This window comes from Arthrobacter sp. FX8, assembly GCF_026723805.1.
Classification (GTDB): Bacteria; Actinomycetota; Actinomycetes; order Actinomycetales; family Micrococcaceae; genus Arthrobacter.
This window is the reverse complement of record NZ_CP113505.1, coordinates 791245-809547: the sequence shown is the minus strand read 5'-3', so window position 1 is coordinate 809547 and position 18303 is coordinate 791245. Positions and strand designations below refer to the sequence as shown.

General features: G+C 67.1%; 17 protein-coding genes, 3 tRNA genes and 1 pseudogene. 4 read left to right on the top strand and 17 right to left on the bottom strand.

Annotation, left to right across the window (positions count from 1 at the left end; genetic code table 11):
- Positions 1 to 38 precede the first annotated feature (38 nt).
- The gene (rpsB, locus tag OUO20_RS03670; RefSeq protein WP_018771651.1) at positions 39 to 896 is read right to left on the bottom strand and encodes a 30S ribosomal protein S2; all 858 of its coding nucleotides are present in this window, start codon (positions 894 to 896) and stop codon (positions 39 to 41) included.
- A gap of 458 nt (positions 897 to 1354) precedes the next feature.
- Between rpsB and OUO20_RS03665 the strand changes: the two genes are divergently transcribed.
- A complete protein-coding gene (locus OUO20_RS03665; protein WP_268002862.1) occupies positions 1355 to 1966 on the top strand; it encodes a M23 family metallopeptidase in 612 nt (203 codons plus the stop codon).
- 118 nt (positions 1967 to 2084) lie between these two features.
- Here the strand turns inward: OUO20_RS03665 and OUO20_RS03660 are convergent, their stop codons facing one another.
- From OUO20_RS03660 to OUO20_RS03635, 6 genes are all read right to left on the bottom strand, one after another.
- Positions 2085 to 3275 (bottom strand): acyl-CoA dehydrogenase family protein, encoded by a 1191-nt coding sequence (locus tag OUO20_RS03660; RefSeq protein WP_268002861.1) that lies wholly within the window; start codon positions 3273 to 3275, stop codon positions 2085 to 2087.
- Positions 3276 to 3418: 143 nt separating this feature from the next.
- Positions 3419 to 3492: transfer RNA gene (locus OUO20_RS03655), tRNA-Ile, on the bottom strand.
- A 74-nt stretch (positions 3493 to 3566) separates the two neighbouring features.
- Positions 3567 to 4763: a glycosyltransferase gene (locus OUO20_RS03650; RefSeq protein ID WP_268002860.1), complete on the bottom strand. Its 1197-nt coding sequence runs from the start codon at positions 4761 to 4763 to the stop codon at positions 3567 to 3569.
- A 112-nt stretch (positions 4764 to 4875) separates the two neighbouring features.
- On the bottom strand, positions 4876 to 5784 hold the full coding sequence (locus OUO20_RS03645) for a DMT family transporter (RefSeq protein ID WP_018771647.1): 909 nt from the start codon (positions 5782 to 5784) through the stop codon (positions 4876 to 4878).
- A complete protein-coding gene (locus OUO20_RS03640) occupies positions 5784 to 6407 on the bottom strand; it encodes a CDP-alcohol phosphatidyltransferase family protein (RefSeq protein WP_018771646.1) in 624 nt (207 codons plus the stop codon). Before OUO20_RS03640 ends, OUO20_RS03645 begins: the two co-directional genes overlap by 1 nt.
- A 66-nt stretch (positions 6408 to 6473) precedes the next feature.
- Positions 6474 to 7325: a phage holin family protein gene (locus OUO20_RS03635; RefSeq protein WP_134164482.1), complete on the bottom strand. Its 852-nt coding sequence runs from the start codon at positions 7323 to 7325 to the stop codon at positions 6474 to 6476.
- 181 nt (positions 7326 to 7506) lie between these two features.
- On the opposite strand from OUO20_RS03635, the gene OUO20_RS03630 reads away from it, so the two are divergent.
- The 3 genes from OUO20_RS03630 (at position 7507) to OUO20_RS03620 (ending at position 9548) form a co-directional block, all read left to right on the top strand.
- Complete coding sequence (locus OUO20_RS03630) at positions 7507 to 8730, top strand: multidrug effflux MFS transporter (protein WP_268002859.1); 1224 nt, start codon at positions 7507 to 7509, stop codon at positions 8728 to 8730.
- A 120-nt stretch (positions 8731 to 8850) separates the two neighbouring features.
- Positions 8851 to 9075, top strand: a complete 225-nt coding sequence (locus OUO20_RS03625; RefSeq protein WP_134164484.1) for a hypothetical protein — start codon at positions 8851 to 8853, stop codon at positions 9073 to 9075.
- 65 nt (positions 9076 to 9140) lie between these two features.
- Positions 9141 to 9548: a hypothetical protein gene (locus OUO20_RS03620; RefSeq protein WP_018771642.1), complete on the top strand. Its 408-nt coding sequence runs from the start codon at positions 9141 to 9143 to the stop codon at positions 9546 to 9548.
- 71 nt (positions 9549 to 9619) lie between these two features.
- On the opposite strand, the gene OUO20_RS03615 is transcribed toward OUO20_RS03620, so the two are convergent.
- The 10 genes and pseudogenes from OUO20_RS03615 to dusB form a co-directional block, all read right to left on the bottom strand.
- Positions 9620 to 9692, bottom strand: a tRNA-Asn gene (locus OUO20_RS03615).
- A 122-nt stretch (positions 9693 to 9814) separates the two neighbouring features.
- Positions 9815 to 9887, bottom strand: a tRNA-Asn gene (locus OUO20_RS03610).
- 93 nt (positions 9888 to 9980) lie between these two features.
- A pseudogene (dnaG, locus tag OUO20_RS03605) lies at positions 9981 to 11925 on the bottom strand (DNA primase).
- A 28-nt stretch (positions 11926 to 11953) separates the two neighbouring features.
- Positions 11954 to 12214: a ferredoxin gene (locus OUO20_RS03600; protein WP_018771640.1), complete on the bottom strand. Its 261-nt coding sequence runs from the start codon at positions 12212 to 12214 to the stop codon at positions 11954 to 11956.
- A complete protein-coding gene (locus tag OUO20_RS03595) occupies positions 12211 to 13533 on the bottom strand; it encodes an NADH-ubiquinone oxidoreductase-F iron-sulfur binding region domain-containing protein (RefSeq protein ID WP_268002858.1) in 1323 nt (440 codons plus the stop codon). Before OUO20_RS03595 ends, OUO20_RS03600 begins: the two co-directional genes overlap by 4 nt.
- Positions 13530 to 14087 (bottom strand): ferric reductase-like transmembrane domain-containing protein, encoded by a 558-nt coding sequence (locus tag OUO20_RS03590; RefSeq protein ID WP_223994590.1) that lies wholly within the window; start codon positions 14085 to 14087, stop codon positions 13530 to 13532. Before OUO20_RS03590 ends, OUO20_RS03595 begins: the two co-directional genes overlap by 4 nt.
- Positions 14080 to 15210, bottom strand: a complete 1131-nt coding sequence (locus OUO20_RS03585; protein WP_268002857.1) for an FAD:protein FMN transferase — start codon at positions 15208 to 15210, stop codon at positions 14080 to 14082. Before OUO20_RS03585 ends, OUO20_RS03590 begins: the two co-directional genes overlap by 8 nt.
- A 1-nt stretch (position 15211) precedes the next feature.
- Positions 15212 to 15565, bottom strand: a complete 354-nt coding sequence (locus OUO20_RS03580) for a hypothetical protein (RefSeq protein WP_056390000.1) — start codon at positions 15563 to 15565, stop codon at positions 15212 to 15214.
- Between the two features lie 118 nt (positions 15566 to 15683).
- Positions 15684 to 16997, bottom strand: a complete 1314-nt coding sequence (locus tag OUO20_RS03575) for a deoxyguanosinetriphosphate triphosphohydrolase (protein ID WP_051081449.1) — start codon at positions 16995 to 16997, stop codon at positions 15684 to 15686.
- Positions 16981 to 18174: a tRNA dihydrouridine synthase DusB gene (gene dusB / locus OUO20_RS03570; RefSeq protein ID WP_268002856.1), complete on the bottom strand. Its 1194-nt coding sequence runs from the start codon at positions 18172 to 18174 to the stop codon at positions 16981 to 16983. The genes OUO20_RS03575 and dusB overlap by 17 nt, the downstream gene beginning before the upstream one ends.
- Between the last annotated feature and the right edge of the window lie 129 nt (positions 18175 to 18303).

Below are 18303 nucleotides of genomic sequence, written 5' to 3'. Positions count from 1 at the left end.
GGCTGCGGACAGCGCGGAAAATCCGGATTTAAGTTGTGTTACTTGGCGTCTTCGGCGGGAGCCTCGGCGGCGGCCGGAGCTTCGGCTTCTTCAGCCGGAGCAGCGGGGGCTGCAGCAGCTTCCTCGGCCTTGCTGCCTTCGAGGAGCTCGCGCTCCCACTCAGCCAGCGGCTCTTCCGGAGCTTCGGTGGCGCCCGTGCCGCGGTTGTTGCGGGCGATCAGGCCCTCGGCAACGGCGTCGGCGACAACGCGGGTCAGGAGGTTCACGGAGCGGATGGCGTCGTCGTTGCCCGGGATCGGGAAGTCGACTTCGTCCGGATCGCAGTTGGTATCCAGGATGGCCACAACCGGGATGTTCAGCTTCTTGGCCTCGTCAACGGCGAGGTGTTCCTTCTTGGTGTCCACGACCCAGAGCAGGGACGGAGCCTTGGTCAGGTTGCGGATACCGCCCAGGTTGGACTCCAGCTTGGTGAGCTCGCGCTTGAGGAGCAGCAGCTCCTTCTTGGTGTACGCGGAGCCGGCGACGTCGTCGAAGTCGATCTCTTCGAGTTCCTTCATGCGCTGGATGCGCTTGGCGACGGTCTGGAAGTTGGTCAGCATACCGCCGAGCCAACGCTGGTTGACGTAGGGCTGGCCCACGCGGGTGGCCTGCTCGGCAATTGCTTCCTGGGCCTGCTTCTTGGTGCCGACGAAGAGCACGGTGCCGCCGTGGGCAACAGTGGCCTTGACGAACTCGTAGGCACGGTCGATGTAGGACAGCGACTGCTGAAGGTCGATGATGTAGATGCCGTTGCGCTCGGTGAAGATGAAGCGCTTCATCTTCGGGTTCCAACGGCGGGTCTGGTGTCCAAAGTGGACGCCGCTGTCAAGCAGCTGGCGCATGGTTACGACGGGCATTCCGACGCTCCTTATTTTCCGGCAGGTCATTCATGAGAAAACCCGGAGGCTTCTTACCCTGCCAATAGTTGACGGTTGATTAGCGTGGCCCGGGCGGGCCGTGCTCCTGGCATCCACCGCCCTTCCCATCAGGACCAAAGCCTGACCGCAGGAAGCGCAGTCCTCCGTGCACGACACCGGGGCGTCGGCAGCCGGAGGGCTGGATGCGCGTAGTCAGTCGCCGCTCCCCCACACTTCTGAATGAGATGTGCCGACGCAATCCGGACAGGGGCATGTACCGCGGGGGTAAACCACTGGGACGGGAAGCGTTGAGGGCGCAGCAAACTGCTCCATCAAGTGTACTACAGGCGTCCCCTTCCACCGGACACCCGGCGCTGCCGGCGCACGCCGCCAGGTGGTTGTCCACATAGGCGGAAAATGCCCTGCCGGTACCACGCGCGGCCGGGCAGGCTGGTCCCATGAAACCACCGGTGCTCCTGGCCGCACTCCTGCTGTTGCCTGCTTCCGTGGCCTCGCCCGGCCCGGCCCTGCCGTCCGGCGCTGGCACACTCCAGGCAGCCACACTCCAGGCATCCACACTCCAGGCATCCACCCGCGCGGCAACCATCCACAGGGACAGAACGACGGCGGCTGCCGCGGCGGGTGCAGCACCTTCCTGGCAGTGGCCGCTGGCACCGCGCCCGCCTGTGCTGCGCGGTTTCAATCCCCCGCCAAAGCCCTGGCTCAGCGGCCACCGGGGCGTTGACCTGGGTTTCGCCGTGGCCGGGGCTCCCGTCACGTCCCCCGCGGCGGGAACGGTGAGCTTCGTGGGGGTCGTGGTGGACCGGCCCGTGATCACCATCGACCATGGCGGTGGACTGCGGAGCAGTTTCGAACCCGTGGAGAGCACCCTGGCAGTGGGGGCCACCGTAACTGCGGGCCAGGTGGTGGGGGCCGTGCTGCCGGGACACTGCCCGGCGGCGCAGTGCCTGCACTGGGGAGTCCGGGACGGAGAGGACTACGTCAATCCGCTGCAGTTCGTTCTGGACCTTCGCCCGTCCATCCTGCTTCCGCTGCCAGGCCCGCCGTGACCTGCAGTCCGGTCGGTGCCAGCCGGACAGTGCCTGCGGGCCGGTCGGGGGCGGGGGCCGGTCGGGAGCGGCGGGTCGGTGGCGTCCAGGCGGTGGGGTGGCACCTTGGGAATGCCGGCTAGACGATGGCCGAGATGCCCGTGATGGCCCGCCCGGTGACCAGCGTGTTGATCTCGGCTGTGCCCTCGTAGGAGTAGATGGCCTCGGCGTCGGCGAAGATCTTGGCCATCTCGAAGTCGGTCACGATTCCGTTGCCGCCAAGGATGCTGCGACCCAGCGCCACGCTGTCCCGCATGCGCGCCGTGGCGAAAGCCTTGGCCAGCGCCGACTGTTCGTCCCTTGCCGCGCCCTCGTCCTCCAGCTGTGACAACCGGACCATCATCCCCGTCGAACTGACGGTGTTGCCCAGGATCCGGACCAGCTGGTCCTGGATGAGCTGGAAGGAAGCCAGGGGGCGGCCGAACTGGTGGCGCTCCACGGCATAGCAGCGGGCAACGTCGAACGCGGCCAGCTGGAGACCCACGGCCTGCCAGGCGACGGACAGGCGGGTGGCCTTGAGTACTTTGTTGACGTCCCGGAAACTGTTGGCGTTGGCCAGTTTGAAGCGTTCCGGGACCACCACGTCCGCCAGGACAATGTCGGCGTTTTGGACGGTGCGCAAGGAGATCTTGTTCTCGATCTTCGTCGCGCTGAACCCGTCAAGCGTGGTGTCCACCATGAAGCCCTTGACCTGGTTGTCCGCCACGTCCCGGGCATACACCACCACCCAGTCGGAAAAGGTGGCGTTGCCGATCCACCGTTTTGCCCCGTTGAGGATCCAGTTGCCTCCGTCTTTCCGCGCCGTGGTGCGCGTTCCGCCGGCAACATCGCTGCCGCCCAGCGGCTCAGTCAGGCCGAAGGCACCGATCTTCTTCAGCGAGTAGATGTCGGGAAGCCACGCGTCCTTCTGCTCCTGGGACGCCAGCAGCTCGATGGAACCGGTGAACAGCCCGTCGTGCACGCCCAGGAATGTGGCGATGGAGGCGTCGGCACGGGTGACCTCGGCGTGCAGCATGCCGGCGAAGAGGTTGGAGTACCCCTGCCGGCGGACGGGGCTGACCAGGTCCAGGCCGGCAAGCTTCGGCACCAGGTCCGCGGGGAACTCACCGCGGTTCCAGCAGTCCACCGCGATGGGCCTGACCTCACGTGCCAGGAAGTCGCGGACCTCGGCGAGGCGGTCCTGTTCCTTGCCGGAGAGAAGCTGTTCGAAGGCAAAGAAATCCCCGTCGGCGTAGGGAAGTTCGTGGGGATCGGCTGCGGAGGTGGCCATGGGTACCTTCTTTGGTGATCAGCGCTGACCATGCCGCGGAGCGGAGCACGGTATGTTACTGGTCAGTAACATACCGCAGGAGGCGGGTTAACCAAGAAAACCGCGGCCAACGAAGATCGTCGGCCGCGGTTGTCGATTGGCGGTAGGGCTACTCGGACTTGAACCGAGGACCTTAGGATTATGAGTCCCGCGCTCTAACCAGCTGAGCTATAGCCCCAAACCCCCGCAGACACGTGGTCAAACGCCACGCTCCGGCAGGGCAGAAACACTCTAGCAAACCCGGGAAAGGGTTCAGACCACTTTGTCCTCGTAGGTGGCGCCGCGGTAGAGGTCCTCGAAGGTCTGCAGCGTCGTCTGGATACTGTGCGGCTCCACCATGTGGCGGCTGGCACGGCCCATGGCGCGCTGTTCTTCCTTGGGCAGCTCCAGGACCTGGGTGATCTTCTTGGCGAGGTCGTCACTGTCGTTGGGCGTGAACAGATACCCGTTCTCGCCGTCACGCACCAGGTGCGGCAGCGCCATGGCGTTCGCAAGGACCACCGGGGTGGAGGCGGACATCGCTTCCAGGGTCACCAGCGACTGCAGTTCCGCCGTTCCGGGCATGCAGAAAAGGTCCGCCCGGATGTAGGCCTTACGCAGGTCCTCGTCGCTGGCAAGGCCCAGGAACTTCACCCGGTTTCCCAGCCCCAGACGCCGCACCAGGTCCTCCAGGGCGGAGCGCACTTCGCCGCCGCCCACGATCTCCAGATGGACGTTCAGCTCCGGCGGGGTCTTGCCGATGGCCTCGATGAGCACGTCCACATGCTTTTCCTCCGCCAGGCGTCCGGCAAACAGGACGGTGGGGTTGGCATGGGGCTCGATGTGTTCGCCCGGCTTGAGTTCGTAGGCTGCGGAGTCGATGCCGTTGGACAGCGGGAGGACTTTCCGCAGGAAGGCATGGTCGTGCATGGCCCGGGCGGCCAGGGGCGTGGGGGTGGTCACCACGTCTGCCTGTCCCATGACCTTGCCCATGTCCTTCCAGGAGACGCGCCCGATGATGTCCTTGAACCACTGCGGGAAGGGCAGGAAGGGGTTGAGGTTCTCGGGCATGAAGTGGTTGGTGGCGATGATCCTGACGCCGCGTTTCACGGCCTCATAGAGCACGTGCTCGCCGATCATGTAGTGGCTCTGGATGTGCACCACGTCCGGCTTGACCCGCTCGAAGAGCAGGCTGATGTCCTTCTTGATTTCCCAGGGGAAGCAGAGGCGGAAGGTCTCGTGGGTGAACGCCCTGTGCGAGCGCAGCCGGTGCACGGTTGCTTCCTCGCGGAACTCGGTGAAGCTCTTTCCCTTGCTGTCGCGGGACGCCAGGACATGGACGTCATGTCCCCGTGCAGTCATGCCCTTGGCCAGCCGGTATCCAAACTGTGCCGCGCCGTTCACGTCCGGCGGATAGGTGTCCGCCGCGATCAGGATGGTCAGGGGGCGCTGGTCGGCTGGCGTGGTCATATGGAGTACTCCTGATGGTCACGGTGCGGGCAGCGTGGAACTGACAGCACGGTTGGCCGGCGGCGCAGTTGGTCCGCGGCCTCGTGGGATTGCTTGGAATTGCTGGAATGGGCTAGTGGGACGGCCTGCCGGCGGCCTTCCGAGCGTCCTTCTTGCGCTTGGTGACCTCCGGGTGGTGCCGGGAAAGGGCGATAACCCCAACGATAGCAAGGCAGGCGGCCGTTCCCATCGCAATCGCCATGACGGCATGGACGTCGGGACGCAGCTCACCCAGGATGATGATGCCGATCGCGATGCCCACCATGGGGTCGACAACCGTGAGGCCGGCAATCACCAGGTCCGGCGGACCGGTGGAGTAAGCGCTCTGCACGAACCAGGACCCCAGGCCGCCGGCCGCGACGATGGCCACCACCGAGTACCACTGCACGTTCAGCAGGAACAGGCCGTTGGGGTCCAGGAGGTGCTTGCCGATGATCCTGGTCAGGACCGCGACGAAGCCGAACAGGATACCGGCGCCGAGGATGTAGACGAACGCGTTCATGCGGTGCTTGAACATCACGGCCAGCGTGCCGAACAGGCCCACCGCCAGGGCGAGCAGCAGCACGATGGTGAGTTCGTCCGCCAGGCTGACGTGGTGGCTCTCCTGGGTGACGTTGACCGCCAGGAGGACAAAGAGCGCCGAGCCGGTGACGCATGCGGCGATGGAAACGGTGGTGGCACGGTTGATGGTCAGGTCCTGGTCCCGGGCGTTGACCACGGTGGTGATCACCAGGGCGATGGCGCCGATGGGCTGGACCACGGTGAGCGGCGCGGAGACCAGGGCCACCGCGTTCATGGCCATTCCGGTGCAGAGCAGCAGGAGCCCGAACATCCACCGGGGGTTGCGCAGGAGGCGCAGGAACCCGTTGGAACTCAGGGCGAGGCCGCCGGTGTCGGCTTTGACAGCGCTGCCCTGGCGCTGGGCGCCCAAGGCCAGGCAGAAGGCGCCCAGCACCGCCAGGCCGACGGCAACCCACACCATCAGCCGTTCCCGCCGTCGTGCTGTTTCAGTTCCCTGCCCTTTCGCAGGATGGCCCAGAAGTAGTTGTAGGCGGCCACCCAGTGGCCAACCAGGCCAAGGCCCAGCACCACCCAGGCGGCGATGAAGAGTTGGCCGGCGAAGCCGGTGTCCAGGCGGGAGAGGACCAGCAGCGGCGTCCCCAGGAGCAGCAGCCCGGTCCGAACCTTGCCCACCACGCTGACAGGAAGATCCGGGTGCCCGCGGAAAAGGGAGAGCGTCAGGACCAGCAGGACGGCGTCGGGGACTACCAGCGCGGCCAGGTACAGCCAATGCACGACGCCGGCAATCACCAGGGTGAACGCTACGGCGAGCAGGGCCAGCCGGTCGGCGATCGGGTCAAGGACCCTGCCGAGCTTGGAGGCCTGGTCGAAGCGGCGGGCAATGTAGCCGTCGATCCAGTCCGTTCCGGCCATGATTGCCAGGACGACCACGCCGGCTCCATATTCCTTTTGGGCCAGGACGAGCCACATGAAGAGCGGAACGCCCATGAACCGCACCACGGTGAGCAGGTTAGGGATGGTGAGTACGAGGTCGTGGTCCACCTGCGGACGGCCGGGGCGGGCACCTGCACCAATGAACTTCACCCGTCCCCCTCTCCTTCCTGCGCCGCGTGGCGGTCTTTCGGTCATGAGTTGTTGAGCGGAAACGGCCTAGTTGGAGCGGAGCAGCTTTCGGAGGAGGACCACCAGGACGGTTCCGGCTGCCACGAAAGCTGCCAGGGGCTTCCACCGCGTGGACAGGTCCGCGGATCCGGACAACGCCGCGAACCTCTGCCCAGCGGCCTCCACACCGCGCTGCGCCAGCACCTGGCTCTCGCGGGCTTTGGCCTGGGCGGCGGCCAGCACGTAGCGGGCCTGCGTCTTGAGGTCCAGCTCCACGCCGAGTTCGTCACGGACCTCGGTGATGTGGTGGCGCCGCTGGCTGAGCCGGCGGACAAGCTCGGGCTCGGATGCGTGCGGGAATTCCTTGTCGTGCTCGGCGGCCTTTGCCGCCTTCTCGGCCTTGGCCTTGGCAGCTGCTTCAGCCTTGGCGGCCTTCGCAGCCTTGCCCTCCGGGCTTTCAGGATCCAGCACAGCCGGGTTGAAGGCGGACCCTTCGCGGGCCACGCCGATATCGTGCCTGATGCCGCGGATGGTTTCCTCCGGCATCAGCGGCATGGCCTTCTTGAACCTCGCGAGGCCAACCAGTCCGCCAATGAGGGCCACCAGCAGGAAAGCGGCGGACACCAGGAGGGCTGCCAACCAGGCGGGCATGATGGTGGCCAGTCCCATGATGGCTGCGACAATCAGGCCCACCACCAGGAAGGCAAGGAACAGGAGCGCCACGGCGAAAAAGGCCGCAGCCACGCCGACCTGGATTCCCTTGCGCTTGAGTTCGATCTTGGCGAATGCGATCTCGTCATTGAGCTGGCGGGGCGCCAACCGGAATAGGAGTCTTGCCGTCCCGGGCAGCGCAGTGATACGCAATCCCGGGCTGGTACGCCCGCTGTGACGTCCGCTCATCGGTTCCGCCTTACTGGTCTCATGGGTCACATACTGCTTCCGTCTACTGCGGAAATGTGCAGCCGCACAGTCCACGCCACCCAAACTACCATTCAGGTTCAGGGCGAACTTGGGGGCTTGCCGGGCGGCGCGGCCTACAACGCTGCAAAAACTGCCGTGGCCGGGCCTAGGATTGTTCTCCGTGACCAATCCCCCCAATCCGGGCGACCTGCTGAGCCGCCGCCGCAAGCTCCTGTACATCCTCCTCCTGGGCGCCCTCACGGCCCTCGGCCCGTTCACCATCGACCTGTACCTGCCGGCCTTTCCCGCGCTGGAGGCAAGCCTGGGGGTGACCGAGGCGCAGGTCCAGCTCACCCTGGCCGGGACAACGGTCGGTTTTGCGTTTGGTCAGCTGGTGGTGGGTCCCTTCAGTGACAGGTTCGGCCGGCGGACCCCGCTGATCCTGGCCACGGCAGTGCACATTGCGGCCTCCCTGGGTGCTGCCCTGTCCACGGACATCGCCACCTTGGGAGTCTTCCGTGTGCTCATGGGGGTCGGCGCGGCCGGGGGCGGCGTGGTGGCCATGGCCATGGTGCGTGACCTGTTCTCCGGCTATGCCATGGTGCGGATGTTCTCCCGGATGTCCCTGGTCAACGGGCTGGCACCCATCCTGGCCCCCGTCATCGGCTCACAGCTGCTCCTGGTGATGCCGTGGCCCGGCATCTTTGTGTTCCTGGCGGTATACGGGACGTTGGTGATCGTGGCCGCCCTCCTCCTGGTGCGCGAGACCCTTCCGCCGGAGAAGCGGGGCCAGAGCGGCATGACGGCCCGGCAGCGCTACAAGGCACTCTTCAGCGACCGGATCTTCGTGGGGCTGTTGATGGTGGCGGGCTTCAACTTCGGCGGCCTCTTCACCTACCTCTCTGCCTCCCCCTTCCTGTTCCAGGAAGTGTTCGGATTCTCTGCCCAGCAGTACGGGCTGCTGTTCGGCATCAATTCCCTGGGCATCGTGGCCGGCGTGCAGACCAGTGCCCGGCTGATCAGGATCGTCCCGCCGCAATGGATCCTGACCGGGGCCACCGCCTGGATGTTCCTGATGGGCCTGCTGATCGTGGTGTTCGACCGGGCGGGCCTTGGGCTGTGGGGCGTGATGGTCCCGCTGTGGTTCTACATCCTGGGCACGGGCTTCATGTTCCCCTGCGTGCAGGTGCTGGCGCTGGCGGGCCATGCGGCCCAGGCCGGGACTGCGGCATCGCTGCTGGGTGCGGCCACGTTCCTCATGGCAGGACTGATTTCGCCCGTGGTGGGCTGGCTGGGCATCACCAGCGCCGCGCCGATGGGTGCGGTGCAGGCCTCCTGCATCCTGCTGGCCATCGCCGCCCTTTGGCTGGTGGTCCGGCCGCGCACCGTACCTTCAATCCACTGAGTGCCTTCAATCCACTGAGTGCCTTCAATCCACCGAGCCCCTTCAATCCACTGAGCCCCTCCGATCCACTGAGCCCCGTCAATCCACTCCACGTTCCAGCCGTCCTGTGAAAGGCAGCCCATGAGCAGCAAACCGCACCGCAACGGCAGGGGACTTTTCCTCGGGGCGGTGCTTGGCGCCGTCGTGGGCTATTTCGCCGGCCGCGCCCTTGGCAACCCTGCCATCGGCATCGTCCTGGGGATGCTGGCAGGCGCCGCTCTCCTCTACCGCGTGAACCCTGGACCAGGGAAAGGTGGACCGGGGAAGGGCGGACCAGGGAAGCGCGGGCGCAGGAACCGCCGCTGACCGACATGCCGCACCGGGGCGGCCTTCCCTGCCCCTGCGGCTGCCTGCAGGGATAAAATAATCCCGTGTCCAGCTGGCAGAACCAACCGCCACTTCCGGCCACATGGCAACGGTGCGACGCCCGAATCCTGCCACTGTGGTGGGAGCGGCTGTGCGCGCAGGCGGGCCAGCAGTCGGCGGCACTGTACGCGGCCGGGCTGTTCACCGAAGACCGGCGCCGGCCCATCGCCCAATGGTTCAACCCCGCCTTCAATGCAGCCCTGCTGGTGGCGCCGGAGACCTCGCCGGAATGGCCCGTGCAGCGGTTCGGCATCTTCTACGCCCCGCCGGACGCCGGTTTTGTCAGGATCCACTCCGCTCCGCACGAATGGAACCCCCGCGAGCCCCGGAAGTCACCTACCGAGAAGGAGGCCTTCGAGGCAGCAATTGCCGAGGCCGAAAGATTCCTGCAAGTGGAAATGGACTTCGTCTAGCCCGGCTTCCCGCCCCGCGGAAAGAAAAATCCCCGTTCCTCCGGGTGGAGGAACGGGGATTTTTCGTAGCGCTCCTCCTGCTGGACTTGAACCAGCAACCCTTCGATTAACAGTCGAATGCTCTGCCAATTGAGCTAAGGAGGAATGAAGCAGGTATGACATTAGCAAAGGATTCCGGCCCAAGGGAAATCGGCGGTTTCACGGGCCCACACGCCCCATATGGGAGACAAAATCCCCGTTCCGGAGGCCGGAACGGGGATTGGAAGCTCCTCCTGCTGGACTTGAACCAGCAACCCTTCGATTAACAGTCGAATGCTCTGCCAATTGAGCTAAGGAGGAATGAAGCGGGTATTAGCCTAGCAAACACCTGCGGCGGAAACGAAATCGGGCGGCCGGTGACCTCTGCCACGCCCGCCCGCTCCAGGCTCCCGCCTACGTCTCCGCGCGCAGTGCCCTGCGTTCCATCTCCAGCATCATCAGTTCACGGTTGAGCCGCTGGTAGGTTTCCGGATCCGTTGCGGCGTCCAGGCGCTGCAGCTGGCCCATCTTGTCCGCCTTGACGCGGGTGATCTGGAGTTCGAAAAGCCGGGACAGGATGTCGCGGCAGTACTTCAGCACGGCTTCCTCCGTGTGGGCAGGCAGCGGCACCACGGCAAGCTCCGAGACGAGCGGGCGGAGGGGCTCGGGAACCTCGTGCATGACGTGCTCCACCCAGCGCACGGGATCGCCCACAAGCCCGGGGCCGGTGGCGCGCATGGCGTCATGGACGGCCTGGAAGGCGGGGGTGGCAAACCTGGCGGCGGCGAACCGCTCCCAAACCCCACCGGCCAGCAGCGACGGCTGCTGCAGCGCCACTTCCAGCGCCTGCCGTTCCATGGACGCCACGGGGTCCCGCGGGTCGGGGCGGTGGTAGGAGGGCACAGCGCCCGACGACGGCCCGGCAGCCACGCCGGGCCCGCCGGCCTGGGCGGTGGCGGAGTTGGCAGTGGCCGGGTGGGCAGCCCCTCCCCCTGCTGTTGGCCGGGTGCGGCGGGGCGCCCCGTGTCTCCGCGCTTTACGGCCGCATTGACCAGGCGCAGGACCTCGTTGGGGTCCGGCATGCCCAGCCAGCCGGTCAGCGCCTGGCAGTAGCCGGTGCGGGTGGAGGCGTCGCGGATGGCCGCCACCACGGGCACGGATGCCTTCAGGCCCTGCACGCGGCCCTCGACGGTGTCCAGGTTGAACTGCTTCAGCGTGGTGCGGATGGCGAACTCGAACAGCGGCCGCCGGGACTGGATCAGGGCGTGCACGGCTTCATCGCCCCGGCTGAGCCGGAGGTCGCAGGGGTCGGCACCCGTGGGTTCCACGGCCACGTAGGTCTGCGCGGTGAACCGCTGGTCCTCCTCGAAGGCCCGGAGGGCCGCCTTCTGGCCGGCGGCGTCGCCGTCGAAGGTGAACACCACCTCTCCCCCGGTGCCGTCGTCTGACAACAGCCGGCGGGCTATCTTGATGTGCTCGGTGCCGAACGCGGTGCCACACGTGGCCACCGCCGTCGTAATTCCCGCCAGGTGGCAGGCCATCACGTCGGTGTAGCCCTCCACCACCACCAACTGGCGGTCCTTGGCGATGCTGCGCTTGGCGAGGTCGATGCCGTACAGGACCTGTGACTTCTTGTAGAGGGTGGTTTCCGGGGTGTTCAGGTACTTGGGGCCCTGATCGTCCTCGTAGAGCTTGCGCGCGCCGAAGCCGATGGTGTCGCCGGCCATGTCCTTGATGGGCCAGATGAGGCGGCCACGGAAACGGTCGTAAATTCCCCGGTTGCCCTCGCTGAACATCCCGGTGAGCTTGAGCTCGGCATCGGTGAAACCGCGGCCGCGGAGATGCTTCAGGAGGGCATCCCACCCTTGCGGGGCGTACCCGCAGCCAAAGTGTTCCGCCGCTGCCCTGTCAAAGCCCCGGCCAAACAGGAAATTCCTGGCCTCGGCGGCGCCGGGGTGAGCAGCTGGGCGCGGAAGAACTCGTCCGCGATCTTGTGCGCGTCCAGGAGCCGCTGGCGGCGGCCCACCTCCTCGCGGTTGGGCCCGGTCCCGCCGTCCTCGTAGCGGAGCTCGTAGCCGATCCGGGCGGCAAGCTTTTCCACGGCTTCCTGGAAGGAACTGTGGTCCTGCTTTTGCACGAAGGCAATGACGTCACCGTCCTCGCCGCAGCCGAAGCAGTGGTAGCGGCCTACCTGGGGACGGACGGTGAAGGACGGCGAGCGCTCGTCGTGGAAGGGGCACAGACCCTTGAAGGTTCCCAGCCCGGCACCCTTGAGCGTGACGTAGCCGTCCACCACTTCCTTGATGTCCGTGCGCTGGCGTACTTCGTCGATATCTTCACGTTTGATCAGCCCAGCCACACAGCAATCTTAGTGTCAGGCCTGGCCCCTACCGGCCAGGCACCTTCTGGTCCGGTTGCTGCGGCGTCCGCCCGTGCAGGCTCAGTGCCAGTTTGGGGCAGAGGAAGACGGCCTCCTGGGCGGCTTCCCGGTCGGCTTCCCGCAGGGGCACGTCCGTGCGTTCGCGGCCCGCCTTGCCGCGGGCCACGGGATACCCCCAGTCGTCCCGGTCCAGCACGCCGGGAAGAAGTTCGGTGCACAGGCCCCGGCCGTCACAGCTGGTCCAGTCGATGTGCAGGTACGTCGTCATGCCGCTGCGCCTCCCGGACCCGTGCAGTATCCGGAAAGGTGGGCCCGGAAGTCCGGGGCAAACACCTCAAGGGCGCTGCTGACCAGTCCGGTGGTTCCCTCCGGATGCCGGCATGCGCCGCGGCCGGAAACCAGCCGCCCCAGGCGGTCCAGCTCGGAGGCCAAGCGGGGATTGCGTTCCCCTCCGCCAATCCTATTCAGGACGGATGCCATGGCCGGCAGGCCGAACATGCATGGCCCGCATTGCCGGGCGGACTGGTTGGCGAGGTAGCTGACAATCCGGGCCGTCGCCTGGATGCCGCAGTCCTGCAGGTCCAGGGCATGGATCACTCCTGCACCCGGCCGGGCGGTCCGGTCCGGCGGTCCCGCGGGCGAGATGGCGTGTGCCCCGGGGCGTACCCACCGGCCGTGGTAGCCGCCCACCAGGACGGCGGACAAGGAGGCAGGATCCATCCCCGCTTCCTTCAGGACCGCGGAAAGTTGCACGCCGCCGGGCACCTCCAGCACCACATCCCGGACCGGGGCGGGGCCGGACACGGACACCAGCCGGGTGCCGGGATCCGTTGCGGTGCCGGCCTGGCGGAACCACTGCGCCCCGTAGCGTGCGATCAGGGCAACCTGGGCCAGGGTTTCGACATTGGCCACCAGGGTGGGGCGGCCGTTGAGTCCCGACTCGCTGAGGCGCCCGCGCTGGTCCGTGGGCACGGCGGCACCGTTGGCAATCATGTTGACCACCGCGCTCGACTCCCCGGAGATGAACGTTTCGGGCGACTCGACCAGGCGGATCTTCGCGGCCCCCGGGCGCTCTTTGAGCGCCTGCCGCATGCGGGGCAGGCTGGCCGCCGGCGCGTAGACGTACATTCCGGCGCCGCCCAGGGCAGCGGCCAGGACCAACAGTCCGTCAATGACGAGATGGGGCGCATGGGCCAGGAGCGTCCGGTCCTTGAAGCTGAGCGGTTCGCCTTCGGCGCCGTTGGCGATCACCACAGGTTTGGCGGAAAACAAACCCTTCCTGCCCGGGCCGGCGGCCGCCGTGGCCTTGCGCCAGGTTTCGAAGGCGGCTCCACCCCGGCCAGTCAGTCCGGCCACCGCCAGCGCCTCCAGCAGGCCGCCCGCGGCAGGCTGCGGCTCCCAGGGCCCGAAGGTGTCCAGGTGCTGGGCCCACCCTGCGTCGGGGCCTGCGGCCAGGAGGCGCGGCTCCTGGTGGCTGCTGTCCCGGGATGCCGGCCGGTGACCGCTGTTGTGGGGGTCATCGTGGCCCTTCCGGGACACCTGCGGCTGGATCCCGGGGGCCACCTGGGGGTGGATGTCACGGCTCACGGGAGGTTTCCTTGCCTGGCGTGAGAGGTCTCGAGGAAGGACGGGCTCAGCCGCCACAGCAGGGCCGCGGCAACAGCCACCGCGGACGCCACAGCCAGCAGGAGGAACCAGCCGCTTGAAGCGTCGGTGCCGTTGCCGAGGGCGTGCGCCATTGCCACCGGCCACACGCCGTAGCTGAGCCAGTGGACGGCCTTGAAGCTGCGCAGCCCGATCCGGTGGCGCAGCAGCCCCGTCACCACCACAGCCAGGACAAGGTCCAGGGCCACCGTCCCCAGCCCCTGCCAGAACGGCTGGAAAGAACCAAGGAACGGCACCACGATGTCCACCGGGTTCAATTTTGCGTAGGAGTCAAGAAGCAGGGAGCCCACGTGCAGCCCCAGGAAGACCGTGGCGAGCAGGGAGATGTTCCGGTGCAGGAGGCTGATGGAAAACCGGGGCAGCACCATGAACGGCCGGCCGGACCGGTTCAGGATCCCCAGCAGTACGGATCCGGTGAACAGGGCAAGGGACACAAACCCACTGACGCGGCCAAAGGCCCACATCGCTTCATCCATGGCGGACACCCCCACCGGCCGTGAAGCTTCCAGCGCTGGTGCCTGCAGCGTTTGCGGCAGGGTGGCAGCCACCGGCCGGCCAGCCACCGGTGGTTGTCACCCTGCCTCTGCTGTCCACGAGCCGGGCCGGGATCCCTTCGGCGCGGAACCATTCCAGGGCCGCGAAGCCGCGGACTATGGCAGCAGTACTGAACGCGTTGGCTTGCAGGCAGTTAAGGGCCGCCACGGTCACCGAACGCCAAACTGTTTCGGCCGGGAGGCCAAAGCGGGGGTCAAGGATGTGGTGGACGGTCGTCCCTTCGTGCGTCCAGCGGCGCTTTTGGGTACTGGACGTAGCCAGGGCATATCCCGGCGCCAAAGAGATTTGTTGGGCCGGGTCTGCGGGAAGGTCCTGAACCAGGATCTGCCACTGGCCCGGGTTCCCTTCCACCGTGGGTCCCGGCCCTGCGGACGCAAGGTCGCCGCCCAGGCACACGAGGACCCCGCAGCCCAACTTCCGGTGCACCTCGGCGGCGGCAAGATCCGCCGCGACAGCCTTGGCTGACGCACCCAGGTCAAGGCGCAGGTCAGCCGGTACGGTCAGCTTGGCCGAATCGAGTGTGACGCGGGACCAGCCCGGGAGCCTGGGAGCAGGGTCGGGCGGCAACGGGACGTGCGGCGACGGCGCGGGCAGCGCCGGCACGCTGTGCAGCCCGGGCAGGCCCTGCATCCCCGGGCCGTGGCCCAGGGCTGCCAGGTCTGCCCCGAGCGTGGGATCCACATCGCCGCCGGTCATCTCCGCCACGTCCAGGGCGCGTTCCAGGAGCAGCCGGAACAGTGGGCTTACGCTGACGCCCGACGCCATTCGCGGCTGGAGCCGCACCAGTTCAGAATCACCGCGGAAACGGCTGCAGGCGAGGTCGACGGCGGCCACCACGCCGCGGACAATGGCTTCCGCCGCGGCAAGCCTGCCGGGATCGGTAACGGTCACGGATGCGTCCAACTGCCAGACTGTCCAGCTGGAGTGCGCTGTGGCTTCCAGAGTTGCAGTGGCTTCCGGAGTTCTGGTGTCGACGGAGGCTGCTGCGCCGCCGGTGGTGGTGGAACCAGCAACCCCGGTACCGGAAACACCTACGCTGTCCACGTCAGGACCCCGAGGACCTGCCATGGACGGTGCCGCCGTTCCCGGGCTGGACCGGACTGGTGCTGCCGTTATTGCCATAGCTCTTGGAGCGGCGCGTGCTGTTGTCTTTGCGGGTTCCGTAGTCGTCGCCGTCAGAGCGGGAAGAACCGGATTTGGGCGTGCTCCCCTGGGTGCTCTTGTCCTGCGTGCTCTTGTCCTGTGTGCTGCTGTCCTGGGTGTGGGTGGTCCTGGCTATCACGGACGGCGTTGCAGCATAGACGGCAGCCGCCGCCACGCCGGCAGCGGCGAAACTGCCAACGCCCACGGCCGCGGTAATCCCGGTGGCGAGGCGCTTGCCCCTGCTGCGAGTACTCATGACCTGCTCCCGATCCTAGCGGCCCGTCTTTCCTCCCATGGTGCGCTTCATTCCTGTGTAGATCCTTTAAGGAAGCTGTTGATCCGGCCGATGTCCAGGGGCGGTCTTCACGGGCGGTTCACCAGAGCGAGGGCAGGCTCCCCACCAAACGCTCGTACATGGCCAGGGCGGACCCGTCGGTGAGGGACGCCACCTGGTCGATGATCACGCGCAGGCGGGCGCCGTCGTCGTCCGCCGCCCGCCAGTCCGCAGCAAACATCGGCTCCAGATGCCGGTCCCCCGTGGCGCTGAGGGCTGTCACCAGGGCGTGCAGCACCTCGCGCTGGCGCTCATAGATGGGCTGCCGGTGTTCGGTGGTCATCACGAAGGTGGTGGCAAGGCCCTTCATCACCGCGATTTCCATGACGGTCTCGTCCGGGACCATGAGTTCGGCGTTGTAGCGCGTGAGGTTCTCCGGCCCGTAAACGGCCCGGGTGGTTTCCAGGGCGCTCTGGCAGAACCTGCCGATCAGCTGGCTGGTCATGTTCTTCAGGGCAGCCATGGACTTGCGGCTTCCATCCGCCTCGCGGACCCAGACGTCGGTGGCTTCGAGCCGTCCCAGGGCGGCGTCGATGGCGGCGGGGTCGTTGTGCGGGAGATACCACTGCTTGGCGTACCCCACCACCCGGGCGCGGTGGTCCGGGTTGTCCATCCAGCGCAGCTGGAAGTGGCCGGCAACGATCGCGTCCTCCACGTCGTGCACCGAGTAGGAGATGTCGTCGGCCAGGTCCATCACCTGGGCTTCCAGGCAGGTCCGGCGTTCCGGGGCGCCCTCGCGGATCCAGTTGAAGATGGGCAGGTCGTCCTCGTACGCGCCGAACTTGCTGGTGCGCTGGCCGTGGATCACCGGCGCTTCCAGCGCGGACCACGGGTATTTCGACGCCGCGTCAAGGCTGGCGCGGGTGAGGTTCAGTCCGGCAGGCCGGCCGTCAGCAGTGAGCACCTTGGGTTCGAGCCGGGTGAGCAGGCGGAGGGTCTGGGCGTTGCCCTCGAAACCGCCGATGGCATGGGCCACCTCGTTCAGCGCCGATTCGCCGTTGTGGCCGAAGGGCGGGTGGCCCAGGTCGTGGCTGAGGCAGGCGGTGTCCACCACGTCCGGATCGCAGCCCAGGGCACGGCCCAGTTCGCGGCCTACCTGCGCCACTTCCAGGCTGTGCGTGAGGCGGGTGCGGACAAAGTCGTCGGTGTCCGGTGCCACCACCTGGGTTTTGGCGCCCAGCCTGCGCAGGGCCGAGGAATGCAGCACCCGGGCGCGGTCCCGCTCAAAGTCGGACCGGTAGGTGCTCTTCGGCGGCTCCTCAAACCAGCGGGCAGAATCGTGCGTGTCGTACCCGGGAAGCGCCAGGGCGGCGGTGGGGGTTCCTGCCGTCGGTGTTTCAGCCACCGGAAACATCCAGTTCTGCGGCGGAAATATCCCGGGACTGATCATCGTTCAGGGCCCGGGAGTCCAGCCAGTCCTTGGGCAGGGCAGGCCTCTTGGGTGAGCCGGCGCGGCCGCGCGGGCCCTCGGCGTCCACCCCCGGATAGGGCGAATCCAGATCCAGCTCGGCCAGGGTGTCCCGGAGCACCTCCAGGCTGGTGACCAGGGCCAGCCGGGTGCGCAGTTCCCCGCCCACCACGTAGCCCTTGAAGTACCAGGCGATGTGCTTGCGGATCTCGCGCAGCGCCTTCCCTTCATCGCCGAAGGTTTCCACCATCAGTTCTGCATGCCGGTAGACGCCCTCTGCCACCTGCCGCAGGTTGGGCCGGTGGCGGACGTCGCTGCCTTCGAAAGCGGCCTGCAGGTCGCCGAAGAGCCACGGCCGGCCCTGGCAGCCGCGGCCCACGACTACGCCGTCCACGCCGGTTTCGCGGACCATCCGGACGGCGTCCTCCGCGGACCAGATATCGCCGTTGCCCAGCACCGGGATGTCGGGCAGGGCCTCACGGAGCCGGGCGATGGCGGACCAGTCGGCCTTGCCTGAGTAGAACTGGGCGGCGGTGCGCCCGTGGAGGGCGACGGCGGCAACGCCGGAATCGCGGGCGATGCGGCCGGCGTCGAGGTACGTCAGGTGGTCATCGTCGATGCCTTTGCGCATCTTGATGGTCAGTGGAACGTTGCCTTTGGAGGCTTCCCTGACGGCGGTCTGCACGATCGAGGTGAAAAGGTCGGTCTTCCAGGGCAGGGCGGAGCCGCCGCCGCGCCGGGTCACCTTGGGAACGGGGCAGCCAAAGTTGAGGTCGATGTGGTCCGCCCTGTCTTCCTCCACCAGCATCCGGACGGCGGCGCCGACGGTGACGGGGTCCACGCCGTACAGCTGGACGGACCGGACCTTTTCGTCCTCGTCATGCGAGATGATGCGGAGGGATTCGGGTGTCCGCTCCACCAGCGCGCGGGAGGTGACCATCTCCGCCACGTACATGCCGCCGCCGTACTCACGGCAGAGCCTGCGGAAGGCGGAGTTGGTGATGCCGGCCATCGGGGCCAGGATCACCGGGGTGTCAACCGTGATGGGTCCCAGCTTCAGGGGCGGGAGTTCCAGCTTGGGGGCGGGGGAGTTGCTGCAACAGTCACCTGTCCATTGTTGCAAAGCCGGGCAAATCGGCCATTCCCGCCAGTGCCAGTGGCCCGTCGCAGGTTTTGGGCAACCGGATTTCCAGGCTGGCCGACGCCCAGCAGCACGCGGCAGCAAAGCAGCCCGCTGAAAGGCCGTCCGTCG